Annotated in this window: 28 protein-coding genes; 18 read left to right on the top strand and 10 right to left on the bottom strand. The window is 34.5% G+C overall.

All coding sequences use genetic code 11. From position 1 onward, the window contains the following. Positions 1-48: 48 nt before the first annotated feature. From ACZ5EP_RS06020 to ACZ5EP_RS06010, 3 genes are read left to right on the top strand one after another with little or no spacing between them, the layout of a single operon-like run. Entirely contained in the window at positions 49-975 is a 927-nt protein-coding gene (locus ACZ5EP_RS06020) for a ribose-phosphate pyrophosphokinase (protein WP_127679438.1), read from the top strand. After that, positions 975-1,529 carry a YigZ family protein gene (locus ACZ5EP_RS06015; RefSeq protein WP_464508386.1) on the top strand — a complete coding sequence of 185 codons (555 nt, stop codon included), beginning with the start codon at positions 975-977 and terminating at the stop codon, positions 1,527-1,529. Before ACZ5EP_RS06020 ends, ACZ5EP_RS06015 begins: the two co-directional genes overlap by 1 nt. Continuing rightward, positions 1,526-2,158 carry a ribonuclease T2 family protein gene (locus ACZ5EP_RS06010; RefSeq protein WP_127679440.1) on the top strand — a complete coding sequence of 211 codons (633 nt, stop codon included), beginning with the start codon at positions 1,526-1,528 and terminating at the stop codon, positions 2,156-2,158. Before ACZ5EP_RS06015 ends, ACZ5EP_RS06010 begins: the two co-directional genes overlap by 4 nt. Here ACZ5EP_RS06010 and ACZ5EP_RS06005 read toward each other — a convergent pair. The 5 genes from ACZ5EP_RS06005 to ACZ5EP_RS05985 all read right to left on the bottom strand — a co-directional run bounded on the left by ACZ5EP_RS06005 (position 2,155) and on the right by ACZ5EP_RS05985 (position 7,186). Continuing rightward, positions 2,155-3,465, bottom strand: a complete 1,311-nt coding sequence (locus ACZ5EP_RS06005; protein ID WP_464508385.1) for an APC family permease — start codon at positions 3,463-3,465, stop codon at positions 2,155-2,157. The two genes, ACZ5EP_RS06010 and ACZ5EP_RS06005, sit on opposite strands and share 4 nt — an antisense overlap. A gap of 35 nt (positions 3,466-3,500) precedes the next feature. Next, on the bottom strand, positions 3,501-3,992 hold the full coding sequence (locus ACZ5EP_RS06000) for a phosphatidylglycerophosphatase A family protein (RefSeq protein WP_127679442.1): 492 nt from the start codon (positions 3,990-3,992) through the stop codon (positions 3,501-3,503). Positions 3,993-4,079: 87 nt separating this feature from the next. Next, positions 4,080-5,255 carry a sulfate adenylyltransferase gene (locus ACZ5EP_RS05995; RefSeq protein ID WP_127679443.1) on the bottom strand — a complete coding sequence of 392 codons (1,176 nt, stop codon included), beginning with the start codon at positions 5,253-5,255 and terminating at the stop codon, positions 4,080-4,082. Continuing rightward, on the bottom strand, positions 5,233-6,096 hold the full coding sequence (locus tag ACZ5EP_RS05990) for a response regulator (protein WP_464508384.1): 864 nt from the start codon (positions 6,094-6,096) through the stop codon (positions 5,233-5,235). The genes ACZ5EP_RS05995 and ACZ5EP_RS05990 overlap by 23 nt, the downstream gene beginning before the upstream one ends. Further along, on the bottom strand, positions 6,077-7,186 hold the full coding sequence (locus tag ACZ5EP_RS05985) for a bifunctional 2-C-methyl-D-erythritol 4-phosphate cytidylyltransferase/2-C-methyl-D-erythritol 2,4-cyclodiphosphate synthase (RefSeq protein WP_464508383.1): 1,110 nt from the start codon (positions 7,184-7,186) through the stop codon (positions 6,077-6,079). Before ACZ5EP_RS05985 ends, ACZ5EP_RS05990 begins: the two co-directional genes overlap by 20 nt. Before the next feature lie 272 nt (positions 7,187-7,458). On the opposite strand from ACZ5EP_RS05985, the gene thiC reads away from it, so the two are divergent. Further along, complete coding sequence (gene thiC, locus ACZ5EP_RS05980; RefSeq protein WP_464508382.1) at positions 7,459-8,844, top strand: phosphomethylpyrimidine synthase ThiC; 1,386 nt, start codon at positions 7,459-7,461, stop codon at positions 8,842-8,844. 61 nt (positions 8,845-8,905) lie between these two features. Beyond that, positions 8,906-10,021: an Mrp/NBP35 family ATP-binding protein gene (locus tag ACZ5EP_RS05975; RefSeq protein WP_127679448.1), complete on the top strand. Its 1,116-nt coding sequence runs from the start codon at positions 8,906-8,908 to the stop codon at positions 10,019-10,021. Here ACZ5EP_RS05975 and ACZ5EP_RS05970 read toward each other — a convergent pair whose 3' ends face one another. After that, positions 10,022-10,546, bottom strand: a complete 525-nt coding sequence (locus ACZ5EP_RS05970; protein ID WP_464508381.1) for a hypothetical protein — start codon at positions 10,544-10,546, stop codon at positions 10,022-10,024. It lies immediately after the preceding gene. Positions 10,547-10,613: 67 nt separating this feature from the next. Further along, positions 10,614-11,465: a cation diffusion facilitator family transporter gene (locus ACZ5EP_RS05965; RefSeq protein ID WP_464508380.1), complete on the bottom strand. Its 852-nt coding sequence runs from the start codon at positions 11,463-11,465 to the stop codon at positions 10,614-10,616. A gap of 133 nt (positions 11,466-11,598) precedes the next feature. Between ACZ5EP_RS05965 and ACZ5EP_RS05960 the strand changes: the two genes are divergently transcribed. Next, complete coding sequence (locus ACZ5EP_RS05960) at positions 11,599-12,192, top strand: hypothetical protein (protein WP_464508379.1); 594 nt, start codon at positions 11,599-11,601, stop codon at positions 12,190-12,192. Here ACZ5EP_RS05960 and ACZ5EP_RS05955 read toward each other — a convergent pair. Together ACZ5EP_RS05955 and ACZ5EP_RS05950 are read right to left on the bottom strand one after the other, a co-directional pair. Then, complete coding sequence (locus tag ACZ5EP_RS05955) at positions 12,179-13,048, bottom strand: class I SAM-dependent methyltransferase (protein WP_464508378.1); 870 nt, start codon at positions 13,046-13,048, stop codon at positions 12,179-12,181. The genes ACZ5EP_RS05960 and ACZ5EP_RS05955 overlap by 14 nt on opposite strands. A gap of 9 nt (positions 13,049-13,057) precedes the next feature. Continuing rightward, entirely contained in the window at positions 13,058-13,624 is a 567-nt protein-coding gene (locus ACZ5EP_RS05950; RefSeq protein WP_464508377.1) for a DUF502 domain-containing protein, read from the bottom strand. A 128-nt stretch (positions 13,625-13,752) separates the two neighbouring features. Between ACZ5EP_RS05950 and ACZ5EP_RS05945 the strand changes: the two genes are divergently transcribed. From ACZ5EP_RS05945 to ACZ5EP_RS05920, 6 genes are all read left to right on the top strand, one after another. Beyond that, positions 13,753-13,998, top strand: coding sequence for a hypothetical protein (locus tag ACZ5EP_RS05945; protein ID WP_464508376.1), 246 nt, complete (start codon positions 13,753-13,755; stop codon positions 13,996-13,998). 75 nt (positions 13,999-14,073) lie between these two features. Beyond that, entirely contained in the window at positions 14,074-14,553 is a 480-nt protein-coding gene (locus tag ACZ5EP_RS05940; protein ID WP_464508375.1) for an agmatine deiminase family protein, read from the top strand. A gap of 33 nt (positions 14,554-14,586) precedes the next feature. Next, positions 14,587-15,051: a hypothetical protein gene (locus ACZ5EP_RS05935; RefSeq protein ID WP_464508374.1), complete on the top strand. Its 465-nt coding sequence runs from the start codon at positions 14,587-14,589 to the stop codon at positions 15,049-15,051. Continuing rightward, a complete protein-coding gene (locus ACZ5EP_RS05930) occupies positions 15,048-15,845 on the top strand; it encodes a hypothetical protein (RefSeq protein ID WP_464508373.1) in 798 nt (265 codons plus the stop codon). The genes ACZ5EP_RS05935 and ACZ5EP_RS05930 overlap by 4 nt, the downstream gene beginning before the upstream one ends. A 9-nt stretch (positions 15,846-15,854) precedes the next feature. Continuing rightward, positions 15,855-16,433 carry a hypothetical protein gene (locus ACZ5EP_RS05925; RefSeq protein WP_464508372.1) on the top strand — a complete coding sequence of 193 codons (579 nt, stop codon included), beginning with the start codon at positions 15,855-15,857 and terminating at the stop codon, positions 16,431-16,433. Between the two features lie 38 nt (positions 16,434-16,471). Then, positions 16,472-16,888: a hypothetical protein gene (locus ACZ5EP_RS05920; protein WP_464508371.1), complete on the top strand. Its 417-nt coding sequence runs from the start codon at positions 16,472-16,474 to the stop codon at positions 16,886-16,888. 92 nt (positions 16,889-16,980) lie between these two features. Here ACZ5EP_RS05920 and ACZ5EP_RS05915 read toward each other — a convergent pair whose 3' ends face one another. Further along, positions 16,981-17,730: a hypothetical protein gene (locus ACZ5EP_RS05915; RefSeq protein WP_464508370.1), complete on the bottom strand. Its 750-nt coding sequence runs from the start codon at positions 17,728-17,730 to the stop codon at positions 16,981-16,983. 118 nt (positions 17,731-17,848) lie between these two features. On the opposite strand from ACZ5EP_RS05915, the gene ACZ5EP_RS05910 reads away from it, so the two are divergent. The 6 genes from ACZ5EP_RS05910 to dut all read left to right on the top strand — a co-directional run bounded on the left by ACZ5EP_RS05910 (position 17,849) and on the right by dut (position 24,697). Further along, a complete protein-coding gene (locus ACZ5EP_RS05910; RefSeq protein ID WP_464508369.1) occupies positions 17,849-20,488 on the top strand; it encodes a RecB-like helicase in 2,640 nt (879 codons plus the stop codon). 7 nt (positions 20,489-20,495) lie between these two features. Beyond that, the gene (locus tag ACZ5EP_RS05905) at positions 20,496-20,651 is read left to right on the top strand and encodes a lipid-A-disaccharide synthase (protein WP_464508368.1); all 156 of its coding nucleotides are present in this window, start codon (positions 20,496-20,498) and stop codon (positions 20,649-20,651) included. Further along, positions 20,644-21,681 (top strand): lipid-A-disaccharide synthase, encoded by a 1,038-nt coding sequence (gene lpxB, locus ACZ5EP_RS05900; protein ID WP_464508367.1) that lies wholly within the window; start codon positions 20,644-20,646, stop codon positions 21,679-21,681. Before ACZ5EP_RS05905 ends, lpxB begins: the two co-directional genes overlap by 8 nt. Positions 21,682-21,757: 76 nt before the next feature. Next, positions 21,758-23,710 carry a methyl-accepting chemotaxis protein gene (locus ACZ5EP_RS05895; protein WP_464508366.1) on the top strand — a complete coding sequence of 651 codons (1,953 nt, stop codon included), beginning with the start codon at positions 21,758-21,760 and terminating at the stop codon, positions 23,708-23,710. Between the two features lie 57 nt (positions 23,711-23,767). Continuing rightward, on the top strand, positions 23,768-24,256 hold the full coding sequence (gene greA / locus ACZ5EP_RS05890; protein WP_464508365.1) for a transcription elongation factor GreA: 489 nt from the start codon (positions 23,768-23,770) through the stop codon (positions 24,254-24,256). 12 nt (positions 24,257-24,268) lie between these two features. Continuing rightward, positions 24,269-24,697: a dUTP diphosphatase gene (dut, locus tag ACZ5EP_RS05885; protein ID WP_127679458.1), complete on the top strand. Its 429-nt coding sequence runs from the start codon at positions 24,269-24,271 to the stop codon at positions 24,695-24,697. The last annotated feature ends 7 nt before the right edge of the window (positions 24,698-24,704 follow it).

Here is a 24,704-nt window from a genome sequence, read left to right as displayed (position 1 = left end):
AAGGTAAATTTGTTACTATTTCATTAACAAAACAAAGGAGCGTGAAAAATGAAATTTAAACTATTCAGCGGTACGGCGAACCCTAAAGTGGCGGCGGATATTGCGGAGTATCTTGACAGACCTTTAAGTAAAATTACTGTTAACAGATTCAGCGACGGTGAGATTAACGTACAGATAGGCGAAAGTATCAGGGGAATTGACTGTTTTATTATTCAGCCTACCTGTGCACCGGCAAACGATAATTTAATGGAGCTTTTAATTATTACGGACGCAATGAGAAGAGCGAGTGCGAAAAGCATTACTGCAATCGTGCCTTATTTCGGATACGCAAGACAGGACAGAAAAGCGGCTCCGAGAGTTCCGATTACTGCAAAACTTGTAGCGAACATGATGGAAAAAGCCGGAATCGACAGGGTTGTGACAATCGACCTGCATGCGGGACAGATTCAGGGATTTTTTGATATTCCTGTTGACAATCTTTACGGAAGCATTCTATTTTTTGATTATTTTAAAGAATTAAATCTTAAAAATCCTATTATTGCAAGTCCTGATATCGGAGGGGTTGCAAGAGCCAGATATTTTGCCAGCAAACTCGGGCTTGATATGGTAATCGTTGATAAAAGAAGAGAAAAAGCAAATGTAAGCGAAGTTATGAATATAATAGGCGATGTTAAAGGCAAAGACGTTATTTTAATCGATGATATGGTTGATACTGCAGGTACTATGGTTAAAGCTGCCGCGGCGCTTAAAGCTAAAGGAGCCAATTCTGTAATGGCATACGCTACGCACGGTGTTTTAAGCGGACCGGCAATTGACAGAATTAAAGATTCGGTACTTGACGAGCTTGTTATAAGCGATACTATTCCTTTTAAAGGCAACTGTAAAAAAATAAAAGTGCTTTCAACTGCAAAGCTTTTTGCAGAAGTTATCAGAAGAATTATGTATAACGAAAGTATTAATAAACTTTTTGATTAATGAAAACCGTTAAAGCTCTTTCAGCGGCTACACTGGAAGTTAAAAAATCAAAATTTCACTCTTTTCTTGTTCCTTTTTCCTCTTTTGAAGAAAAACTGGAAGAACTTAAAAAACTTCATCCTAAAGCAAACCACCACGTTACCGCATTCAGATATCTTAACGAATACAATCAGATAGTAGAAGGTTCTTCCGACGACGGCGAGCCGAGAGGCAGCAGCGGACGGCCGACTCTTAAAGTATTGCAGGGAAATGATCTGATAAATGTGGGTATTATAACCGTCAGATATTTCGGAGGTATTCTTTTAGGTGTGGGAGGGCTTGTAAAAGCATACAGTGATGCAGCGAATTTAGCTGTAAAAAATGCACAATTACTTGAATATAAAGATATTTTTGAGTATTCTTTTAGTGTTGATTATGAAAAAACGAGAGAAATCGAGTATATTCTCAAACAAAACTCAATATTCGTCGAAAACAGGGAATTCGGTATTGAAGGTATCGAATATACCGTAAGAGACGATATTGAAAAAATAAATCTAATAAAAGGTGTGTTATGAAAAAGATCTTGTTGGCGTTAATGTTTCCTTTAATGCTTCTTGCGGTATCAAATGAAAATATTCTTGCTGTAAGCTGGCTGAACGGATATTGTAAAGCTTATCCGAACAAACCGGTATGTATTAACAGAAAACCGGGTGATTATTCTCTTACTCATTTTACTCTGCACGGGTTATGGCCTAAAAATAAAGAATACTGTTCTTATAAACCGATGAAACTTTCTAAAAGGTTTATGAAAATTCTTGAAAAATATATGCCTGGAGCAAAATACGGCCTGGCAAAACATGAGTGGAAAAAACACGGTACATGTTTCGGTACGGATGCCGAAACTTATTTTATTACAGCAATAAAATTTACACAGCAGTTTAACGAAACTCTTCTTTTACAGTTTTTTAGAATGCATATGGGTCAGACTGTAAGTCTTAAAAGAATGAGATGGACGTTCGGTCAGATATTCGGAAAAGGAAATGTAAGAAAATTCCAGATGGTTTGTAAAAAAGGTTATGTTACGGAAATCAGAATTAATTTAAAAGGTAATCCTGTAACGGGGGATTTTTATCAGCTTATAGACAATGCTGACGAAATGAAAGGTGTTAAACAATGCCCAATGGGCATTATAGCCACTCCTTAATTTCTTTTTTTCCCTAATTCTTCAGTAATACTTTTAATTTGTTTTTTAATAGTTCTTTTTGTGAACAATCTTAGCAGAAGTTCTAATATAAAGCTTATAATAAACGCTGCTATCATATAATATACGATTCTGATATCCTGTTTACAGTTGTAAATAATAGTAGTAACTGCAATTCCGAACATTGACAGGCACGCCAGTAAAACGAGTATTTTGTTTGCCTGAGTCTTTTTTATTATAAAAAGATGCCCCAAATGAACAAGCCCCTGGATAATTAGAACGCTAAGCGCGGCTATGGTGGTTATTTGAGAAAGATTGAAAAACAGAATTAAAGGCACTACAATAGCGGTACTTATAATAAGACCTTCAGTGGAATTAAAAACATTATATTCATATATTTTAGGCAAGTCACCTTTTTTTGCAAGCGTATAGCTGATTTCAGTTACCGAGTAAAGGGTGGCGTTAATAGCGCTTGCAGTGGCGATAAGGGCTGTAACAGCCATAATTTTAAATCCTACTGAACCAAAAATAGGCTCTGCAGCTTTTGCCAGAGCGTAATCTTTTGCCTTAATAACTTCACTTAAAGGAAGGTTTCCAAGAACGGCTATGCTTGTGGCCACATATAAAACCATAACTACTGCGATAGCCAAAATCATGGCTTTTAACATTGTTTTTTTAGGGTTTTCCATGTCTTCCACCGTATTTGTAATAACGCTGAAACCCTGATATGCAAAAAATGTAAGCCCTATTGCAAAGAACATATTTGAAATAGGCGGCATATCTTTTAAACTCAAATATTCTGGTTTAATAGTAAAAAGCGCGGCAATCGTAAAAAGAACTAAAACGGTAAGTTTGATTGATACAATCAGATTTTCAGATTTTGCCACCAGACTGGCTCCTATCAGATTAATAAACATAAATATCAACACAATTGAAAGTGCAAACGTATTTATGACAAACAGCGAAGAAAATCCGAACAGTCTTGCTCCGTATTCTCCGAAGCTTTTGGCAACAGCCGCAATGGCTATAAGCTGTGCGAGATAAAACATAATGCTTAATCCGCCGGAAAAAAAGCTTTCTTTGTATTCCTGTATAAGATATTCTATTATACCTCCCCGGCTGGGATATCTTAAAGCAAGTTTGGCAAGAGAATACCCGCTAAGAAGGGCTGCAATTCCACCGAGCACGAAAGAGAGCCAGACTATATTTCCGGCTATACTCCCAGCCTGTCCTATAACAATGAATATTCCGGCCCCCACCATTGAACCTATTCCGAGCATTGCTGCGCTTAGCGTATTGAAAGCTTTCATTTTTCGGCCTTTTTATTTATTATACATCAAAAAGTTTAAATTAATTTCAAATATCCCATATAAACTATGCCTGCCAGTACGCCTCCGAATATTCCAGCCAGGATGTCGTCTCCCATAACGCCTATTCCTCCAGGAGCTTTTTTATCTATTTTTCCTATTATCGAAGGTTTCCAAATGTCTAAAAGTCTGAAAGCCAGAAAAGCCAGTAAAACTTTAATTAAAGTATCTTCTTTTAAATTGCCAAACAGACCTACCGCTATAAACATACCCGCAAATTCGTCTATTACTATTCTTTTGTCGTCGTGAATACCGCCTTTGCTTTCGTAATCGTTTACAAGTTTTATTCCGACTACGGAAAAAAATACGGCCAAAAGCCATATCGTTAAAACGGGATTCGGAAAATAAACTATTATTACGTAAGCCAGAACAGCTGCAACTATACTGCCCCATGTTCCAGGTGCTTTTGGTAATAGCCCGCTGAAAAATCCGGTTAATAAAAACCAGTTGAATTTACTGTAATTTTCCATTTTCAATACTCCGTTTTTTATTTTTTTCTCTAAACCTTAACTATCAACCATCAACCATTAACTATTAATCATCAACTATCAATCCAACTACGTAAGCGAACTTGTCTGATACAGTTTCATAAGAGAAATATAAAAGTCTTCTTCTTTGTTTTTTTCTATCAGGCCTTTATTAGGCGATATGTCGTAATAAAGTTTTTGAAGATTGGCAAATCTGTCAGGATACATTTTTGCCAGAAATTTAGCGCTTATCTCTTTTCTCATTAAAATGGTAGGAGGCATAAGGCCTGTTTTTAACAGTTCAAATATAGAATCACTGTGATAACTTATATGATGATGGCTCCCGTGAGGACATGAATTTACGCTTACAATGGTTTTGCACTGGTCACAGTATACATATTCGTTGATTGTTTCAATTTCGATATCTAAATCCATAGAGTCGAATATGCTTTTTAAATGATTGGCTTCATAATGAATTCCTAAGCCTTTATGCGTCTGTCCCATAATGAATTTGTTGCAACCGAAGTTTTTAGCGATCATTGCATCCAATATCGCTTCGTTTACGCCTGAGAAAATATATGTGTTTAAAAGCGGCACAATTATTATTTTGTCTTTTGGAAAATAGTTGTCCACTACATGGGAAAGAGCTTCATATCTGAGTTCGTAAGGCACTTCTTCGTTTTGCATGTTTTTTATAAGAAAAACGATTAAAAGGTCGTTTTTTTCAATAGCGCTTCTCATGATTTTTTCATGCACCCTGTGAATCGGTTTGGCGTGCATGGTCATTCCGACTACGTTATCGAGATTTTTCACTTTTTCTTTTATAAAATCTATTTTTTTCTTAATACCTGTGTCTTCAACCCAAAATTCACCGGCTATTGCATACTTTCCAAGTCTTTTTAATGTTTTTGCAACCTGAGGATAATTTTTTGCGTCTTTTGTTCCGTATATCGTTTCTACTCTTTTTAGGGGGTCTATTTTATAAATTTCTTCTACTTCTACTTCGCCGATTTTGTGTTTTTCACAGTAAAGTTCTATTTTTTTGGGATTTGTTTTTAGTATTTCTTCATTTTTTCTGCCTGAAGGAGCCAATATAAATGAAAACGGCACAGCCTGGTTTTTATATCTTTTTTGGGTGTCTGCTATTTTTGCCTCTTCCTGGTTCATTAGTTTGTCTATAGGGTTTAACAGCCCGGCCTGAACCATAGCCAGGGTTATATATGCTTCTTTGTCTATGAATATTCTATTTTTGTTTAAAGATGCCATATTTTTTCCTTTTTTCCCATAAACTTTTTCTGCTGATTCCAAGTCTTTTGCTAAGTTCAGTATCAGGCAGTTTGTGCTGATGGTTTAATATTATGAATTTTATGTAGTCTTCTATTGAGAGTATTTCGTCATTTAAGAAACTTTTTTTGGAAATTTCTATTTCAAGCATATTAAAATGAGGATAGCTGTTTTCAAAATCTTTAGGCACTACTATTACGGAGTTGTATTTTGAGAGAGTATTGATAATTTCCGGATTGTCATAAAATTTTTTAGCATAGTAAATGGTGTCTTTATTTTTTAATTCTTTGACGTTTAAGTTTTGAATGTCAATAAGCTTTATGTCACACATGTTTTCTTTAGCGTAGTCAAATATTATTTTATCAACGGCTTTCGGATAATTTGTTTTTATAAAAAGAGGAAATTTTAAATCGTATGTATCGTCCAGTTCGATATCTTCAAGAATGTGCTCTATGAAATTTTCCATCTTCATAGTGCGTTTTTTTAAAGAATAATATTCTTTTAAATGAACGATTTTTCTTATCAACTCTTCTATGGAAAAAGGCTTTTGTAGATAATCGTCAGCACCCATCTGGATAGGCTGAGTAACGCTAGTATAAGTTACGTAAGGAGCTAAAAGAATAATAATGGTTTCTTTTTTTGCGTCAATCAGTTTTTCTATATTGCCTTTTAAATTTGTATTAACTATATATACGTCTCCGTCCGTTTCAATCGCTTCGTCGTAAGAAGCGAATATTTCACATTTAGCATTCAGTTTTTCACTTAAATTGTTTTGAATGCTCTGTGCGAGATATAATTCGTTTTCAACTATTATAATCTTCATGCCAATCCTTATATTTTAATGTTGCTGTAGATATTACGGCTATTCCTTCGCCCCTCCCCACAAATCCCATTTTTTCGTTTGTTGTGGCTTTAACGTTTACCTGCGAGTTTAATATACGGCTTAAATTTCTCTGTATGGCCGTTTTGTAATTTTTAAGTTTGGGTTTTTCGGCTATAACTGTAATGTCGGCATTTATAATTTCATATCCGGTGTATGTTAGAGTGTCGATAGTATGCTCTAGAAGTTTGATACTTGATATTCCTTTGTATTTTTCGTCCGTGTCAGGGAAGAACTCTCCTATATCCCCGAATCCGGCAGCTCCTAGAAGAGCATCGATTAGGGAATGTATTACGACGTCGCCGTCGCTGTGAGCTTTTAATCCGTAATCCGCTTCGATTTCAATACCGCCTAATATCATTTTTTTGTTTTTCGTAAATGAATGTGTGTCGTAACCGTTTCCGAGTAATATGTTTTGTGAAGGAGATTTAAGACAAGGCAGGTTTAAATCCCTAAAATACGTTATTTTCCGGCTTTCTTCGCTGCCTTCGATATATTTTATTTTGCCGCCTAAAGCTTCAACGGCCGCTCTTTCATCCGTAAAAAGTCTGTCTGTGTTAAGGGCTTTTTTTAAAATTTCTGTACGGCTTAGCTGAGGAGTCTGTATCAGTTTAACTTCGTCTCTGTTTATTGTTGAGTCTGCGTAAACAACTGTATCTACGGGTTTTAGATAAGGAACGGTACAGTCTGCAGGATTTTGTATCAGGTTTTCAATTATTTTTTTAGGAATGCAGGCTCTGGCAACATCCGTAACCATTACATATTCCGTAGAGACTTTTGCAAGAGCGTTTTTGAGGGAATACTGTCTTTCTCCCGCTCCTTCGATAATAGTGTAATCACAAAGTTTTTCGTAAAGTCTTACATCGTTTTTGTTTGCGGTTATTATCGTGTTTTTAAAACTGTAGAAGCCGTTTAGCCTGTCTGCGACATACAGCCATAAAGGTTTGTCTTTTATTCTCAGCCACTGTTTTTTTACCGGATAATTAAATCTTGTTGAATTTCCGGCGCTTAAAACTATCAATGTAACATCCAAACTGTTTCCTTTGGTAAAAGTGTTACAAAATTATACATAAAAATGTTACAATTTGTAAAATCTTTGTAAGGTGAATAATGAAGAAGTGTTTGTAATCTTACTTAATAATTGATACGCATATAACTTTTTGGGTTAAAGTTGAAGGGAACAGCGGAGACGAATTTGATTTTGAAATGGATAACGGTGATAAACTTACGTTAATTATTAAATAATTAAGCTAATTTTAAGCTTTTTTAGGTAAATTCCGAGCAAATATATCTTAAAGGACATAGATGAGGACTGAATGGATTAAAAAAAGAATGAAAGATACGACCAGAACTCAGATGTATTATGCCAAAAAAGGCATTATTACTGAAGAGATGGAATATGTCGCAAAAGAAGAAAACCTGGATCCAGAGCTTGTCAGAAGCGAGGTTGCCAGAGGAAGGCTGATAATTCCCGCAAATATAAATCATAAACATTTAAAGCCGATGGCAATCGGAAGGGTCAGCAGAACAAAAGTAAACTCAAACATAGGAGCAAGCGCTCTTGCGAGTGATATCGAAGAAGAAGTCAGAAAACTTGAAACTTCCGTAAAATACGGAGCCGATACGGTAATGGATCTGAGTGCCGGAGCCAAAAACATGGATGAAATAAGAGAGGCTATTATTGCGGCAAGTCCGGTTCCTATCGGAACCGTTCCTATGTATCAGATAATTGATGAAATAGGAGATGTTCTTGAACTTACATACGACGATATTTTAAGAGTTCTTGAAAAACAGGCTAAACAGGGCGTCAGCTATTTTACAATCCATGCTGGGCTTTTATTAAGACATATGCCTGAAATCGCAAAAAGAAAAATGGGAATAGTGAGCCGCGGAGGAAGTCTTACGGCAAGCTGGATGCTTAAACACCATAAAGAAAATCCTTTTTATACTATATTTGATGATATTTTGGATATATGCAGGGAATATGACGTATCGCTTTCACTAGGTGACAGCCTTAGACCTGGATGTTTGTATGACGCAAGCGACAAAGCGCAGCTTGAAGAGCTTAAAACATTAGGAGAGTTGACTCTAAAAGCCTGGGATAAAGACGTTCAGGTAATGATAGAAGGACCTGGACACGTTCCTATTAATGAAATAGAAAGAAACGTCAGGTTAGAGCAGATATACTGTCATGAAGCGCCGTTTTACGTATTGGGTCCTCTTGTACTTGATATCGGTGCGGGATATGACCATATAGGAAGTGCTATCGGTGCTGCAATGGCCGCATGGTACGGAGTTAGTATGCTCTGCTACGTAACACCGAAAGAACACCTCGGACTTCCGAACGAAGAGGACGTAAGGGAAGGTATGCTTGCATATAAAATTGCCGCCCATTCTGCGGATATCGCGAGGAAAATCCCTGGTGCAAGAGATAAAGACGATGAAATGAGCGACGCAAGATACAGATTTGACTGGAAAAAACAGTTTGAACTGGCACTCGACCCGGAAAGGGCAAAAGAATACCATGACGAAACGCTTCCGCAGGAAGTTTTTAAAGAAGCGGAATTCTGCTCTATGTGCGGACCGAAGTTCTGCAGTTACAAGGTAACTCAGGACGCTATGGAGAATTTTGACTGGGATGAATTTAAAAAAGAAGCGGAAGCAAAAATGAAAGCTGAAGCAAATAATTGATATCGGTTATTGACAAAAACAAAAAAAAGTATTATAAAGCAAAAAAACTTAAGGAGTTAGAGTGAAAGAAAAAATTAAAGAGATGCTCAAAAACGTAATTTATCCCGGATTTAAAAAATCTGTGGTGGATTTCGGTTTTTTAAAAGACGTAGAAGTCAGCGAAGACGGCAAACAGGCAATTATTACATATCAAATCCCTTCAACGGATGATGAGGTCGCTCAAAAATTAAACGATACAACAATCGACACATTAAAAGCCGAAGGCATTGAAGCAAGTGTAAACATTATAAGACCTAAAAAACCAAGGGAAACAAGCTCAAGAGGCGTAAATAAAATGCCTGGAGTAAAATCTTTCGTAATGGTTTCATCAGGTAAAGGGGGAGTGGGTAAAACTACTACTGCTGTAAACCTTGCTCTTGCACTTGCAAAAGAAGGTAAAAAAGTAGGTATCCTTGACGGTGATATTTATGGACCTAATGTAGCCAGAATGCTTGGAATGCAGGACAGAAAACCTGAAGTTGTAGGTAATAAAGTAAAACCTTTTGAAAATTACGGTGTTAAATTTATATCAATGGCAAACTTGCTTCCTGAAGGTAAAGCTCTTATGTGGAGAGGCGCTATGCTTGTAAAAGCGCTTCAGCAGTTTATGGAAGATGTAGAGTGGGGCGAACTTGATATATTGGTTATAGATATGCCTCCGGGAACGGGTGACGCGCAGATGACTATGGCTCAGCAGGTTCCTGTGACTGCGGGAGTTGCTGTTACTACTCCTCAGACTGTTGCGGTGGACGATGCAAAAAGAAGTTTTGATATGTTTAAACAGCTGCATATTCCGATTGCGGGAGTAATTGAAAATATGAGCGGGTTTATATGTCCTAACTGCGGTGTCGAATATGATATTTTCGGAAAAGGCGCGGCCGCAACTTTGGCAAAAGAATATGACACTAAAGTGCTTGCTCAGATTCCGATTGAGCCTGAAATCAGAGAAGGCGGAGATGCCGGAAGACCTATTCTTGTAAACAGGCCTGATAGCGAAAGCGCTAAAAGATTTGCAAAAGCGGCAAAAGAGGTTATAGAGTTTATTGATTACGTATTGGCTGAAGATCTTTCAGGAAATGAAATGATTCAGCCCGTATACGGCGTAAACGGCACGCCTAGTGCATGCAGTATGCAGTAGTTAAGAACAGCTGGCCGGAACTTTTCCGGCAAGCACACCTTTTAAAAATGCTTTCAAATCGTCTAATTTTCCTTTTTTAATTATTTTTTTAAGTCCTTCAACGGCATATTTTTGGTCAAGTTCGTTTAATGAGTTAATTAATAATTCAGCATTGTTTTTAAAATATCTGTCTAAATCTTCGGCTGTTTTTATATTAAGCATTTTTAAAAAATCCGTAACTTTAATTTTGCTTGTTTTAAAAATGTATTTTGTGTAATATTTATATCCGATATTATAATCGCCTTTTTTATGAAGTATAATTAAATATTCTCCTTTTTTTACAGGTTTTGTAACAGTAATTTTCAACTGTGTGCCTTTTGAAAGGTCATAATGCAAAGTTATGGTATAAGAAGAATTATTTTTAAGATTTTTAATAATTTGAGGCGCTATTACCGAATTAAACTGGTCTTTTACGGCTTTTTCTACAGTAATCTGAGAAGCAAATATTAACGGTGTTAAAGTGCCTAATATCAGAAGTTTTTTCATAAATCCCCCTTTTTTATCTATTATATGTTAAAAGGGGGAGAAAAATCAAATTTGGTATAAGTTTTTATTATTCGTAATGGGTAATTACTCTCTCCACCTCAGGAATAGCCTGTTTGATTTTTTCTTCCAGCTGATGCACATATGCATGAGCTTCTTTAATTGAGTCTGTTTTTACGTCTATATCAAGATAGATAAATTTATAGCTTCCCGCGTTTCTTCCCCTGATATCGTTTATTTTCTCTATCATATCTTCTTTTTCAAGTATTTTTCTGATTTCATCAAGCGTTTCATGATCGACTGATGCGTCTAAAAGCACTTTAATGGCATCAACTAAAATTTCCCATCCGCTGTGGAAAATAAAGTAAACGACTACCGCTACCGCTATTTTTTCTATAACCGGGTAGCCCATATACTGGCCTATAACACCTACTAAAACAACAAGAGCGGTAAAAAAGTCACTTTTTACGTGTTCGGCATCCGCCATTAATGAAGGCGAATTAAGTTCAATCGCTTTTTTCTTTTCCCATCTTGCATACAAAAATGTTATCACAACCGTAAGACCTATTGCTATAACCGCTACAGGCAGGTTGGTTATTTTCATAGGTTCACCGAAAAACACGTCTCTGGCTATTTCATAACCTGCGAAAAATATTGCAAAAGCCGAAATCAACGCAACAAGATTTTCCACTTTGTAAAGTCCCATAGGAAAATCTTTTGCTTTTTTATTTGCAATTATAATTCCGGCCAATACGCTGAACGATGCCGCTAGGTCTGAAAGTGAATGTATACCGTCGGCCGTCAATGCAGCAGATCCAGATATCATACCACCTATAATTTTAATTAAAGCAAGGGTGGCATTAACCGTAACAGAAAACAGAGCTATTTTTTTCTTTTCTTTATAGATTTGAGTTCTATCCAATTTAATTCCTTTTATTAATTTTAGATTGAAATTATAACCTTTTTATGAACATATGTCAAATAAATACCAGTTTTTCTTTTAATTATGTTATTATATTAAAAACTTACTTAACGGTAAGTAAAAGGAGAGAAAGATGAAATATCCAAAATTTTTTGATGAAGTGGAAAAAATAATTACCTATGACGAACTGGCTCAGTTTTTAGGTGTAAATGATGACGGAATAATAGATTTTTCTTACGCAGACGTAGTTAAAACCGCCGGGCACAGCTGTGCAACCGTGGCAGGTGCGTATTTAACGGCTTTATACGGATTAAAAGCCCTGTATCCGGAAGGCTATCCAAAAAGAGGTGAAATAAAAGTTGAAATACAGAAAACTCCCACTCAAAACAATGCCGGAGTGGTCGGATGTGTGCTTTCGAATATAACGGGAGCTACTACGGATTACGGATTCGGAGGTGTTCCTACAGGTAAATTTAACAGACGTGATCTTCTGTTTTACGGTGCCGATATTGAATGCGACGTAAAATTTACCAGGCTTGATACCAAAAGAAGCGTAGGCGTAAATTACAGACCCGGCAAAATAGTAAATCCTATGGCGATTTTAAAAAGCGCTATTTCTCCTGATGCAACCGAGGAAGATAAAAGATCTTTTCCAAAAAGATTTCAGGAAATGGTCAAAACGGTTCTTGAAAACGGAGATAAGGTAATAGAAGTTATTGAATACTAAACACTAGGCTTTTTAGAGTTGAATTTGTGTATTCTTCCGGGTTTTTAATCCGGTTTTGAAATTTAAAGGAGGTGTTGGATTCTATCATTTCGATAAGCTCCTCTTTTGAAAACTTAGGTGAATTGATACATGCCAAGAGGGTTGTGTTTTTATGTGAAAGTCCGGGCAGTTTTTTTATGATTTTGATGTAATCTTTAGAAGCTATGAAACTTCCTTTTTGATGTGTGGGCGGGTCTATTATGATTATGTCGTAAGGTGCCTGTCTTTTCAGTTTCGGAAATGCTTTTAGGATGTTATACGGCCAAAACGATATGTTTTTAATATCAAGCCCGTTTATCTGATGGTTTGCCATGCCCGTGGCAAGGACCGATTTGTTCATATCCACGTTTGCTACGTATTCGGCGCCTCCTCTTCTGGCAAACAGTGAAAAGCCGCACGTATAGGCAAACAGATTGAGAATTTTATTATCTTTGGCGATTGTTTCAATAAATTTGCGTGAATTTTTCATATCTCCGAAATAGCCTATATTTTGATTAAAAAAATTGAGTTTGAATTTTATACCGTTTTCAATTGCGAAATATTCTTCCGGTATCTCGCCTAAAACAGCAAAAGTTTCGTTGTTATAGCGTTTTTTTATGATTATTGTATGATGTCTGGTGTTTTGGATAAAGGTTTTAAGGGTGCCTGTTATATTTTCTTCCAAATCCGAACGCTCATAAAACTGAACAAAAAGAATTTTGTCTATGCTGTCTATTGTGAGAAATTTATATTCATTTTCTCCCCGCCCGTGGTAAAGCCTTTTGAATTCCGGCAGATTAACGTAATTTTCCGATATTTTTTTTAACCACAATTCCAAAACGCTTCCTTATTTTATACCTAATGAAATTATTTTACCAAGAGCCTCTTTTACGTCTGTATCGACTCTTTTCCATTCTCCCAGAGTCATTATTTCACCTTTAACTTCTTTATCTTTGTCAAGCAGTATGACATATCCCGAAGTCGGGTTTGGAGCGGTTGGGACGAACGCAATGAATCTTTCTTTTTCCTCTTTTGTCAAAAACGCATAGGTCTTGTAGTTTGCAAACATAACTTCAACAACTCCGAGGTAATTTTTATCGTTTGTAAACATATGAATAAGCTCTTTGAAAAAATTGTATATGCTTTTGATAACGGGGACTTTTGAAAAAATATTTTCCGTAATATAAAGAATTATGCTTTTTTGCTTTTTGGTGATTATATATCCTATGTATGTGATAAGCAGAACCGTAGCGATTATAAGGATAATGCTGTATAAAGGATTGTTGATTTTTGAATAGAAAATTTTTATAAACTGGATTAATATACCGGTAATGTAAGTAACCACCCAGATTGTAAAAACAACCGGTAAGATGGCAAAAACGCCTTTTATAAAATAACGCACAAACACTTTCATATGCTGCCTTTTTGAAATTGTAACAAATAGATATTTTTATTAAAAATTTTATAGTTTTTTATATATCAGCCGCTTAAGAAAAAATTAAAAATTTTGTGTGATACTGTCAAAAAAGAAAAGGAGAGAGGATGAAAAAAGTTTATTTTTCAAGTCTGATAGAAGAGAAGTTTTCTGAGGATTTTGAAACAATTAAAAACGCTTTGGAAAAACACGGTATATTTTACGAATTTATTAACAATACAAAAGATATCTGGTGCAGGGATTATATGCCTGTTAAAGTAAGTGAAAACGAGTATGTGCAGTTTAGATACGAGCCGGACTATTTAAAAGATTATGAATATCTTAAAACAGATCCGTTTACACTTCATAATTAGCTTGATATAAATCCGAAAATCAGTGAAATCAATATTGACGGCGGAAATGTTGTGAAGCATAAAAACAAAGTTTTAATGACGGATAAAATATTTAAGGAAAATCCTGAAATTGACAAAAGCATACTTATTGAAAAACTGAAAGAACTTTTAAAAGTTGATGAAATTATAATCGTTCCTAAACAGCCTTATGACATATACGGGCATACCGACGGAATGTTAAGGTTTATAGATGATAACACGCTGTTAGTTAATGATATTTCAATTGAAAGTGAAAGTTATATAAACAAACTGTTTAAAACGCTCGAAAAACATAATCTGGATTTTGTTCAAATTACTTATCCTGAAAGTTTTTTAAGAAAACACGAATGGGGAGCTTATTTGAATTTTATAGAAATTGACAACATTATATTCATGCCTGTATATGGAATGGAAGAGGATAAATACACTGTCGATTTTATCGAAACGATTTTTGAAGACAAAACAGTCGAACCGGTAAAAATACCTCATATAATCAAAGACGGCGGAGCTTTACACTGTATAAGCTGGATGAAATAAAAGTGCCATAATGGCACTTTTGAAAGGATGAATATGTTTAATCAAACACATAATAAAATAATCGAAGAAAAAACCACTGGGATGATAAGTGTAAGAACTTTTGAATTAATCAAAGAAATTATAAACAGAGGTGAAAATTTTTGCATAGTAATGGCTGATGATTTTGGCGGATACGTTAAAAAGTTAAAACCATTAAAAGGTGTGGAATGCTATAAAATGACAGCCGTTTTGGAGAGTGAAGAAACTGCTGATTTTTTATTTGTTCGTTTTTCGAATGTGAATATTGAAAAAATTAAAAATATTTTTTCAAACGAAAACTGTTATATAAAAAGAGGAAGTGAAGAGGCTATTGATTTGAAAGAAATCATCAGTTCGATTTTGTCTCAAAATCAAAAAAGTCAGCTTGTAGAAATATATGCAATAAGCCCCAAAAACTCAAACAGCAGTAAAATGCTTTTCAGTGCTATGGGATTAAAATATCTGATGGATGAAAAATGAAAAAATATTCTCTGACAAAAGAAGAGATTTATAAACTTATTGATATGTATAAAGATTTAAACGGGCTTTTTAAGAGTGAAAGGGAAACGGGACTGATTGTCAAAAATCCTGAAAAATACAAGACACTGTATGTCTTTGTAAATAAAACACTGTATGAAACCGATCCGTTTAACTGTGCTTATGATTTTTATGAATATCAGTGTGAAGTAAAAGATATTGTTTACAGTCTGTTAAATAATGAATACAGAACCGAAGAACAGGTTTATTTGACGGTAAAAAAGGTTTTTGAAAACAGGTTTTGGAAAGATGAAAAGCGAAACAACTCATACAAAAAAGCGGCATTGAAAATTTTTAAGTTTATAAAAAACAACTGGTATGAAAGAATTGCTTTTAAAGGTAAAACGGTTAAATTTCAACATTTTTATGAATATAACGAATGGCTGGAATATATAAAAGAACAAAAAAACGTCTTTTTTCTTATACAGAACAAAAAAATGGATGAGGTTTTAAATAAAGCCGTTAATCACGAAAAAGTTATAAATTCGGAGTTTGACGATTTATTAATTGTGTGTCTTAAATCAAATATTATGTTCGTTTTTAATAAAAAATCACTGAAAATCAAAATAATCCTTGATTTTGATGAATCAAAAGCCAAAAAAAATTTTTGTGAAAAAATAGAAAAAACAGGTTTTGGTTTTGTAAATCTGGATGATAAGAGTTGGGTGGAGAGTTTCGCTGATTTTTCGGATATTTACTATATGTGTGATGATGTAGTATGGCTGAATTCAATATAAAGGGAAAAAATGCTTAGTGATATTGTAAGTCTGACAAATATGGTTGCGGATAATTTAAATACGGAAAATCCGAAACTTGTATTTAAAATATATGAATCATTAAAAGATGTAATCGATAAAGTGGATAAAACAGCAAATCATTATCTTGCGTTGGATTTTAGTGAGGAGTTTTTGCAAAACTCTTCATTCGGGACACCTGAGATGAAATGGAGATATTTTCTTAATGAAGATTTAAAAAGTTTGAATAAATCCGTAAAAAATTATCTGCTTTTACTTCCACATCTTTGTAAAGAGAATAAAAGCATAATCGTATTTGCCAAACCGCTCTCTTACGATTCGTTTGTACGGGATGAATATAACGTGGGATTTGTAGAACCTTGCGGTATGAATCTTTTGATTGATCAATTAAATCTAAAAGCAAAAGATGAATATTGTCTGGCTGAATTTAAAAAGATAGATTTAAGTACATATGCAAAAAGAAAAGCCTTAATGAAACATCTTGAAATTCAAAAAGAAACCCTTAAATCCGGGCTTGAAAAAATTAAGGATTTTATCCTCAAAAATATAAGCGTTGAGGATTTGGTATAAAAAACTTTCATAAAATTGATTTGATAAAAGGGCATATAATGGCATTGGAGAATTTTCAGTTTTTTTATAATGACAAATGGTATTGTTATAGTGTATGTGAAGGAAGTTTTGTATCGGAAAAACGGATGGATGATTTTATTGAAGTTAAAGATAATGAATGTTTTATGGTTTATAAACATAACTGTCAACAAAAATTATATTTTTGGAGAGAGTTGTATATTTTTGAACTGTTTGATGACGGATTATATGTAAATTCTCAGACATTGTATCATTTAGATAATGAGATATTTGAATTTAGTCAAAATAAAAGCTATTTACATACTTTTATCAATGAAGTATTACATTGCTTGAATCATAATATTGTGGTTTCAGAAAAAGAGTTGCAAAATGTTAATTTTTACATAAAACTTATGAAACTGATAAAAAATAAAAATAACTCAGGAATACAAAACTGACTTTCTGATTTATATAAAATTCGAAACGGTCCTAAAAAAACAGGGAGTTTGTTCTTGAAAATACCATTGTTGAGGATTTGGTGGTGCGGGAATTAAGTAAGGTGTTTTTTGAAGTTTATAATATTTTTATGTAATTTTTGGTCTTGTTTTATTGTTTCTATTTTTTTATTAACTTTATCAAAGTTGTCTAAATATTTTTCATAAATTAAATAAGAAATTGCTCTTATTTGTTCTTTATATTGAATTTTTCTATATACTGTAGGATTTGAAAAATAATCTATTCTTATAAATCTATATAGTAATTTTTGAAATTGTTCGTAATGTATTACACCATTATTAAATCTTATATCAACATAGCAATCAAAATTATTTTTTGGTTCTTTTTTTTCCCTTAACAATATTTTTTTATCATTAAAAAATTTTTGTAATAGTTTGTAATTTATTTTTTCATTTAATTTAAAAGTTTTAATAAAAAATTGTCTAGTTTTAGCAGGGCCTGAAATAAATTCATTCTTATATTTAATACCTCTTATTAAAATACCGCCATAATATTTGCCGTTTCCAAATGTAATATCTATTCCACCTATCCAATTGCCTTTATTGTGCACGTATAATTTTCCACATGTTTTTTTTTGCATTTCATTTAAGTGAACATAACAGTCAGGATGTTTGTTTTCATCATAAAAATAATATTCTAATTCCGTTAGTTCAAATTCTTTATCTTCGATTACTAAAACATATTCATTCATTAGTTTTTTTGCATTTTCGTAAAATATATTTTGAAGTTCGTTAACATTGCTTTTTTCGATGTTGTTTTGTAATTTAATTAAAATATCACTCATAATTTTCCCCTCCCTTTCTTTTTACTGACAGAGTAACGCAAAAAACTTAAAATTAACTTATGATTTGGAGTTTTTAATTTGAAGGTTTTTAGGTAAAATTATATAAAAAAGGCATTTTATGCAAAGACTTCTCTCCCTTAAAGCGTCAGCCGGAAGCGGTAAGACGTTTTCGCTGGCTCTCAGGTATCTTGCGCTTCTTTTCAGGGGTGTAAACCCAAGCTCGATTCTGGCGGTTACGTTTACGAATAAAGCGGCGAACGAAATGAAAGAGAGAGTTATTAAATTTTTAAATTCTATACAAAACGATGAAGATTTGCTGGAAATTTTAAGCGAAACGTCAGGGATAGACAAAAAAGAGATTTTAAACAAAAAAGATTTTATTCTAAAAGAGTTTCTTACAAGCGATATACACATAACTACAATAGACGCGTTTATTCAGAAAATTATCAGAAAATTCGGTTATTACGCGGGAGTGGATGCGGATTTTGACATAAAAAGCGATAATTTGGAGAATATTTTTGAGCTTTTTATTGAAAAACTGAATAATAAAGAATTTAATTCACTTATAGAATTTGCCAAAATCGAAAATAAAAAATCAAAAAGCATAGTCGAGCTTTTTGAAATGCTGTATGAAAAAGAAAAAGAGCTTTCTGAATGGAGAATGGAGAATGGAGAATGGAGAATTAAAGATCTTTTAAAAGAGATTGAAGATATAAAATCGAAATTTATTCTGGCGACCGAAGGATGTACACAGATAAACAATTTCTTTAAAAAAGACCCTTTTGATATGCTCAAAGTTAAAACAATACCGAGCTTTTTGGAAAACGGGACTCTTGCCAAAGTCAGAGGTTTTAAAAAATGCTACGAAGAATGGATGGATGGTGAATTTGAAAGGCTTGTTTCACTTATAAAAGAGCTTTTGATTTCAAAAGAAAGGTATGTTCTAAATTCTCTTTTTTCACTGTATAAAAAATATCTGGAAATAAAAAACAGCGTTAAATCAAAAGAAAACTATCTTGATTTTAAAGATATTGAGCATAAGGTTTACGAACTTTTGGTTGAAGACGAACTTAACCGCGATTTTTTGTATTTCAGACTTGATTCGAAGATAGAGCATATTTTGATTGACGAATTTCAGGATACTTCTATAACGCAGTGGAAAATATTCGAGCCTCTCGTGGATGAGATTAAATCGGGTGAGGGCGTTAAGAATTTTAAAAGTTTCTTTTATGTTGGAGACACAAAGCAGGCTATTTACAGATTCAGAGGAGGCAGCAGCGATCTTTTCGATTATGTTTACGAACAGCTTAAACCTTTCGGAATGCAGCAGGTGGAACTTCCTAAAAATTACCGTTCGAAAGAAGTGATTGTAGAATTTGTAAACAGACTGTTTAATTTAAACCAGCAGGCGGAAAAAAAAGGCGGATATGTAGAAGTTAAAGAGGGAGATCTGTTTGAAGGGCTTGAAGACACTTTGAAGTTTTTATTTGAAAACGGCGTAAGGGAAAGGGATATTGCCGTTTTGGTATACACCAACGACGATATACTAAAAGTGGCCGATTTTATAAAGGAAAAATTTAATAAAGAAGTGGTCACCGCCACAAGGGCGAAAGTTTCTTCCCAGCCGTTTGCCAAAGCGCTGATAGATATACTTAAATACACTTTTTATACGCTTGAAAACAAAAAGGCCGAAATATACAAACTTAATTTTTTAACGCTCATAGGCAGACCTTATACGTCCGAGCCTTTTTACGTTCCTGTAAAAAAACCTTCGGAAATGATCAGGGATCTGATGTTTGAATATAATCTGATAGACGAATCGAGCCTTAAACTTCTTGAACATTCACTAAAATACAAAGATCTGTATGATTTCGTATACGGAATAGACGAATACGATGAAGAGCTTCCGTTAAGCGAATTTGACGGTATTACGGTTATGACGGTGCATAAAAGCAAAGGTCTGGAATTTGAAAACGTAATCGTGATGGAAAAAATCGGCAGGGACAATAACAGAAGCAGCAATCTGCTGTTTGATTATGAAGGTATAGATTTAAAAGATATAAAATACAACATAGCCGGAAGGGAAATTCTTGATTATGAATACGCAAAAATTAAGGAAAAAGAAAAAAGTCTGGAATTCAGAGATAAAAAAAACGTCGAATATGTAGCTTTCACCAGAGCCGTTAATTCCCTTTTTATATTAAAAAAAGAAAAATCTTCTTTTGTAAGTCCGCTGAGTCCTCAAAAAATTGGTAAATTCGAAACGGAAACTGTGCCGGAAACCAAAAAAGAAAAAAGCAGATTCAGTCTGCCCCTCAGACATCACGGTCTTCAGGACGTTAAAAAAGAAACGGAATACAAACCGAACGATTTTGGAGCCATATATTTCGGACTTGCTCTGCATTACGCTTTTGAAATGGAAGATTACGACGCGGTCTTAAACAAATACGGAATTTATACCGATGTAGAAAAAGCATATGCCCTGTATGAGACGAGTAAAAAAGAATTGGAAATATTCGAAGGCAGAAAATACAAAGAAATTCCTTTTGTGTTTGGAAACGAAGAGGGAATTATGGATCTGATGATTGAAAACGAAGAGGAAGTAGTTATTATAGATTACAAATCAGCAAGGCCTAAAGACGAAAGCAGTTATATTTCACAGGTTGAAAAATATAAAACCGCGGCTGAGAAACTGACTGATAAAAAAGTAAGAGGTTTTATACTTTATGCTGATGAAAAGAGATTAAGGGAGGTTTAGGATGTGTATGCAGACAAATTTCGGATGCTGTTTAATAGACGGAAAAGTCATTGAAAGCAAAAGTGCAAAGTTAAAAGTGAAAAATGAAAAATTAAAAGCTCAAAAAAGAGATGCCGGAAAATCAAAAAAAGTAATTAACCAGTCAAAGGTGGAATTTGAATAAGCTGCTTGTAAGCGCTCTGGAGCCAAGTGCAAATGTACATCTTAAAGAAGTGCTCAATGCTTTGAAAAAAGATGGATATGGTTTCGAAATAAAAGGTGTTTTCGATAAGAGTCTTGGAAATCCTATAATAGACGGTAACGAGTTTAACGTGATGGGATTTTTGGATGTAATTCCTAAAATCAGACTTGCCAAAAAGACTATAGAAAAATTAAGCGATATGGCCGGCGAAGCGGATAAGGTGCTTTTGATTGACGCGCCTAGTTTTAATTTAAGACTTGCCAAAAAAATAAAACAAAAACATCCCGATAAGGAGATTATTTATTACATATTGCCTAAAGTCTGGGCATGGAAAAAAGGCAGAATAAAAGACGTAAACAGATACGTGGACGTTAAAGCGTATATTTTTCCGTTCGAAAGAGAAATATGGAAAGACGGCATATATGTGGGCAATCCTCTGCTTGATGAAATAAAATCATACAGGGACAGTGAAAAATACGGCAATATTGCTTTTTTACCCGGCAGCAGAAAAAGTGAAATAAAGTCTTTAATGCCGGTATTCAGAGAGCTTATCAAGCATCTGCCGGGCGGCAAACTTTTGGCCGTGCCTGAAATTTATAAAAATAATATAAATGAGATTTACGGGGATGTCAGCGGTTTTGAGATTGTTAACGATGCGCATAAGGCTCTGTTGAAAAGCGATTTTGCGTATATATGCAGCGGAACGGCTACACTTGAAGCGGCGATTATAGGCACTCCTTTCGTTCTTATGTATAAAGCCCGTGAAATAGAGTATATTATTGCCAAAACGTTTGTTAAGCTTAATTACGTAGGGCTGGCGAATATAATTTTTGAACGCGAAGGCCTTGGAGAGTTTCACAGTGAATATCTGCAGGATTTTGATATTGAAGATCTGATAAATGAATATAAAAACAGCAGTCTGGAGAAATTTCAGGAAAAATCAAAACTTTTAAGAAAAGTGTTAAGGCATGGAAGTGCGGAATACGTTAAAAATATTTTAATAAAACAGTAATTTTTACTTAACTAAATTATTTTTATTGGCTATAATTCAAAAAAGATCATTAAATTACAAAGGGGAAAGGTGAAAAATGAGTATTAAAAAACGCAGTGTTATTTCTATTATTTTGCTTATAATCAGTATCGGGGGGCTGATTTTTGTAAATTTTTATTCTCAAAGAGCGATAGAAGAAGTCAGCAGCAAAGTGACGGAGGTTGAGAATAAAATAATCGCAACGGAAAAAGTAAGAACCGCGCATATCAGGTTTGTGGCTCAGTTTGAAAAGGCGTATCTGCAAAACAAACCGGCAAACTTAACAAGTAATTTTAACAACTGTGCGTTAGGCAAATTCATCAAAAAATATAAAAGCGACCTGCCTCCGTATCTTCAGCAGGAGCTGGAAAAAATCAGAAAATATCATGAACATTTGCATAATTTAGTAAAAACGTATAATACAAAATATGTGAGAATGGACAGAGATATACACGAACAGACTTATGAAGCTTTGATGCATAAATATCTTTGGCTGCTGGACGTGGCTAATGTAGCCATGGGTGCAAATGAAAAAGTTACATCTTCAAGCAGTAAGTGTAAAATAGGCAAATATCTGAATAAATACAGTGAGGAGTATTTTAAAAAAATAAATATGCCTGAAGCTGCAAAATTATATAAAGAAATGAAAGAACCTCATGAAAAACTTCATAAACTCGCAGAAGAGCTTGAAAAACTGCCAAAATCCCAAAGAGAGGCTTTTTATAAAGAAAAAATAGTTCCCGTTTATAAAAAGCTTCAGAAAATGTCTATGAAATATTTAAATATACTTACAAAAGTAGATGACAATATCAACGCCAAAATCAGTGACCAGATTATTAACGGAACGTTTAAAGACCTTGAACACATTGAAAAATTTCTGGATGATATAGTAACTTATTACACCAAATATAAAAACTCACTTATTAAAAAAAGACATGAAATTGAAAGAGACGTAACGATTATAGAAACGATAATGGTTATATTCGCAATTATAGGTATGATATTCGTTATCTGGAATTTTATAACTATTATTAAGCGTATTGAGTTTTTAAAAGGGCATATTCTAAATGTAGGTCTGAATCTGAATTATAGAATACCTACAAATGTAAAAGATGAAATAACGGAAATTGCCGAGGCCGTAAATATGCTTCTTGAGAATATTAAAAATACGGTAGTAGAAGCCAAATCAATCAGTCATAAAAATGCGGACACCTCTTCTCATCTTGCAAAAACGGCTCACGACGTAGGTAAAAAAGTCGAAACGGAAAGCAGTCTTATTCAAAGAGTCAATAAAGAAGTCGATAATGTTTCCAATACCATGAGCGAATCAAAAGAAGCGGCTACAGAAACGCTGGAAGATATCAGAACGACTCAGCTTGAACTTGAAGAAGCGAATAAAGAAATAGACTATCTAACACAAAAAATAGTGGACGTATCTCATAAAGAAGCGGAACTTGCCGAAAAAGTTAAACATTTAAATGAAAACACCCAGGATGTTAAAAGCGTTCTTAACGTAATAAGGGATATTGCGGATCAGACAAATCTTTTGGCGTTAAATGCGGCTATTGAGGCTGCAAGAGCGGGAGAACACGGAAGAGGGTTTGCCGTGGTTGCGGATGAAGTCAGAAAATTGGCTGAAAAAACTCAAAAAAGTCTGGCTGAAATAGACGCTACTATAAACGTCATCGTAATGGCTGTTATGGATGCGAGTCAGAATATGGATGAAAGCGCCAAAAACGTATTAGAGCTTGTTGAAGACGCCTCTAAAGCAAAAGACGAAATAGATAAAAGTATGAATAAAATGATTTCATCTACTCATAAAGTGGAAGATTTGGTTAATAATTTCGAAGTTTCGGCGAAATCTATAGAAGAAGTGGCTAAGAATCTGGAAGCTGTAATGGATATCTCTCAAAATAACGCTGCAAACGTTGATAAGATTATCAACGCTATCGAATCTCTAAATAAAATGATCAAAGATCTTGATGAACTTTTAAATCATTATAAAACCTGATTTTTTCTCTCCTCTTTTGCTATAATTATTAAAAAATATACGGTATAAAGGATAATAATGCATAAAGAACCGATGACTAAATACGGATATGAAAAATTAAGCAAAGAGCTTGAGTATTTGAAAACAAAAGCAAGACCCGAAGTGGCTAAAGAAATAGACAGCGCAAGAGAACTCGGGGATTTAAAAGAAAACGCGGAATATCACGCGGCGAAAGAAAAGCAGTCTCATATTGAAAGAAGAATAGCGGAGCTCAGCGATATATTAAGCAGAGCAGTTGTAGTGGATCCTAGTGAGCACGCCCATAACAGGGTGGCGTTCGGGAGCACCGTTTATCTTGTAGACGTTGATACGGATGAAGAAGAAAAATACACTATAGTGGGAGCTCCGGAAGCAAATCCTGAAAAAGGGCTGATTTCTTATCATTCTCCTTTGGCGAAAGCGTTAATCGGAAAAGAAGTGGGAGATGAGGTCGAAGTAAATCTTCCGGGCGGCGTTAAAGTATATGAAATAGATAAAATCTGTTTTGAAAATATCTGTTTTAGCTAATAAAGGTTTTAAATGAAACTTAAAATTAAAAAATTAAATAAAAATGCGGTTATTCCCGCATATCAGACTAAAGAAGCGGCGGGGTTTGATCTGCATTCGATAGAAGACGTAATTATCAATCCCGGAGAGAGAAAACTTATCGGCACTGGTCTGGCTTTTGAGATCGAGTTTGGATACGAGGTGCAGATTAGACCAAGAAGCGGTCTGGCATATAAGCACGGTATTACGGTATTAAATACTCCTGGCACAATTGACAGCGATTACAGGGGAGAGATAAAAGTGCTTTTAATCAATCACGGAAATGAGGCTTTTGAGATAAAAGAGGGAGAAAGAATAGCTCAGGCCGTAATAGCTCCTGTGGTACAGGCGGAAATAACAGAGGTTGAAGAATTAAGCGATACCGACAGAGGTGCCGGAGGATTCGGGAGCACAGGGAAATAATTTAGAA

The organism is Nautilia abyssi, from assembly GCF_055388085.1.
The sequence above is the reverse complement of the archived record's forward strand: the minus strand, read 5'-3'. Positions and strand labels throughout refer to the sequence as shown.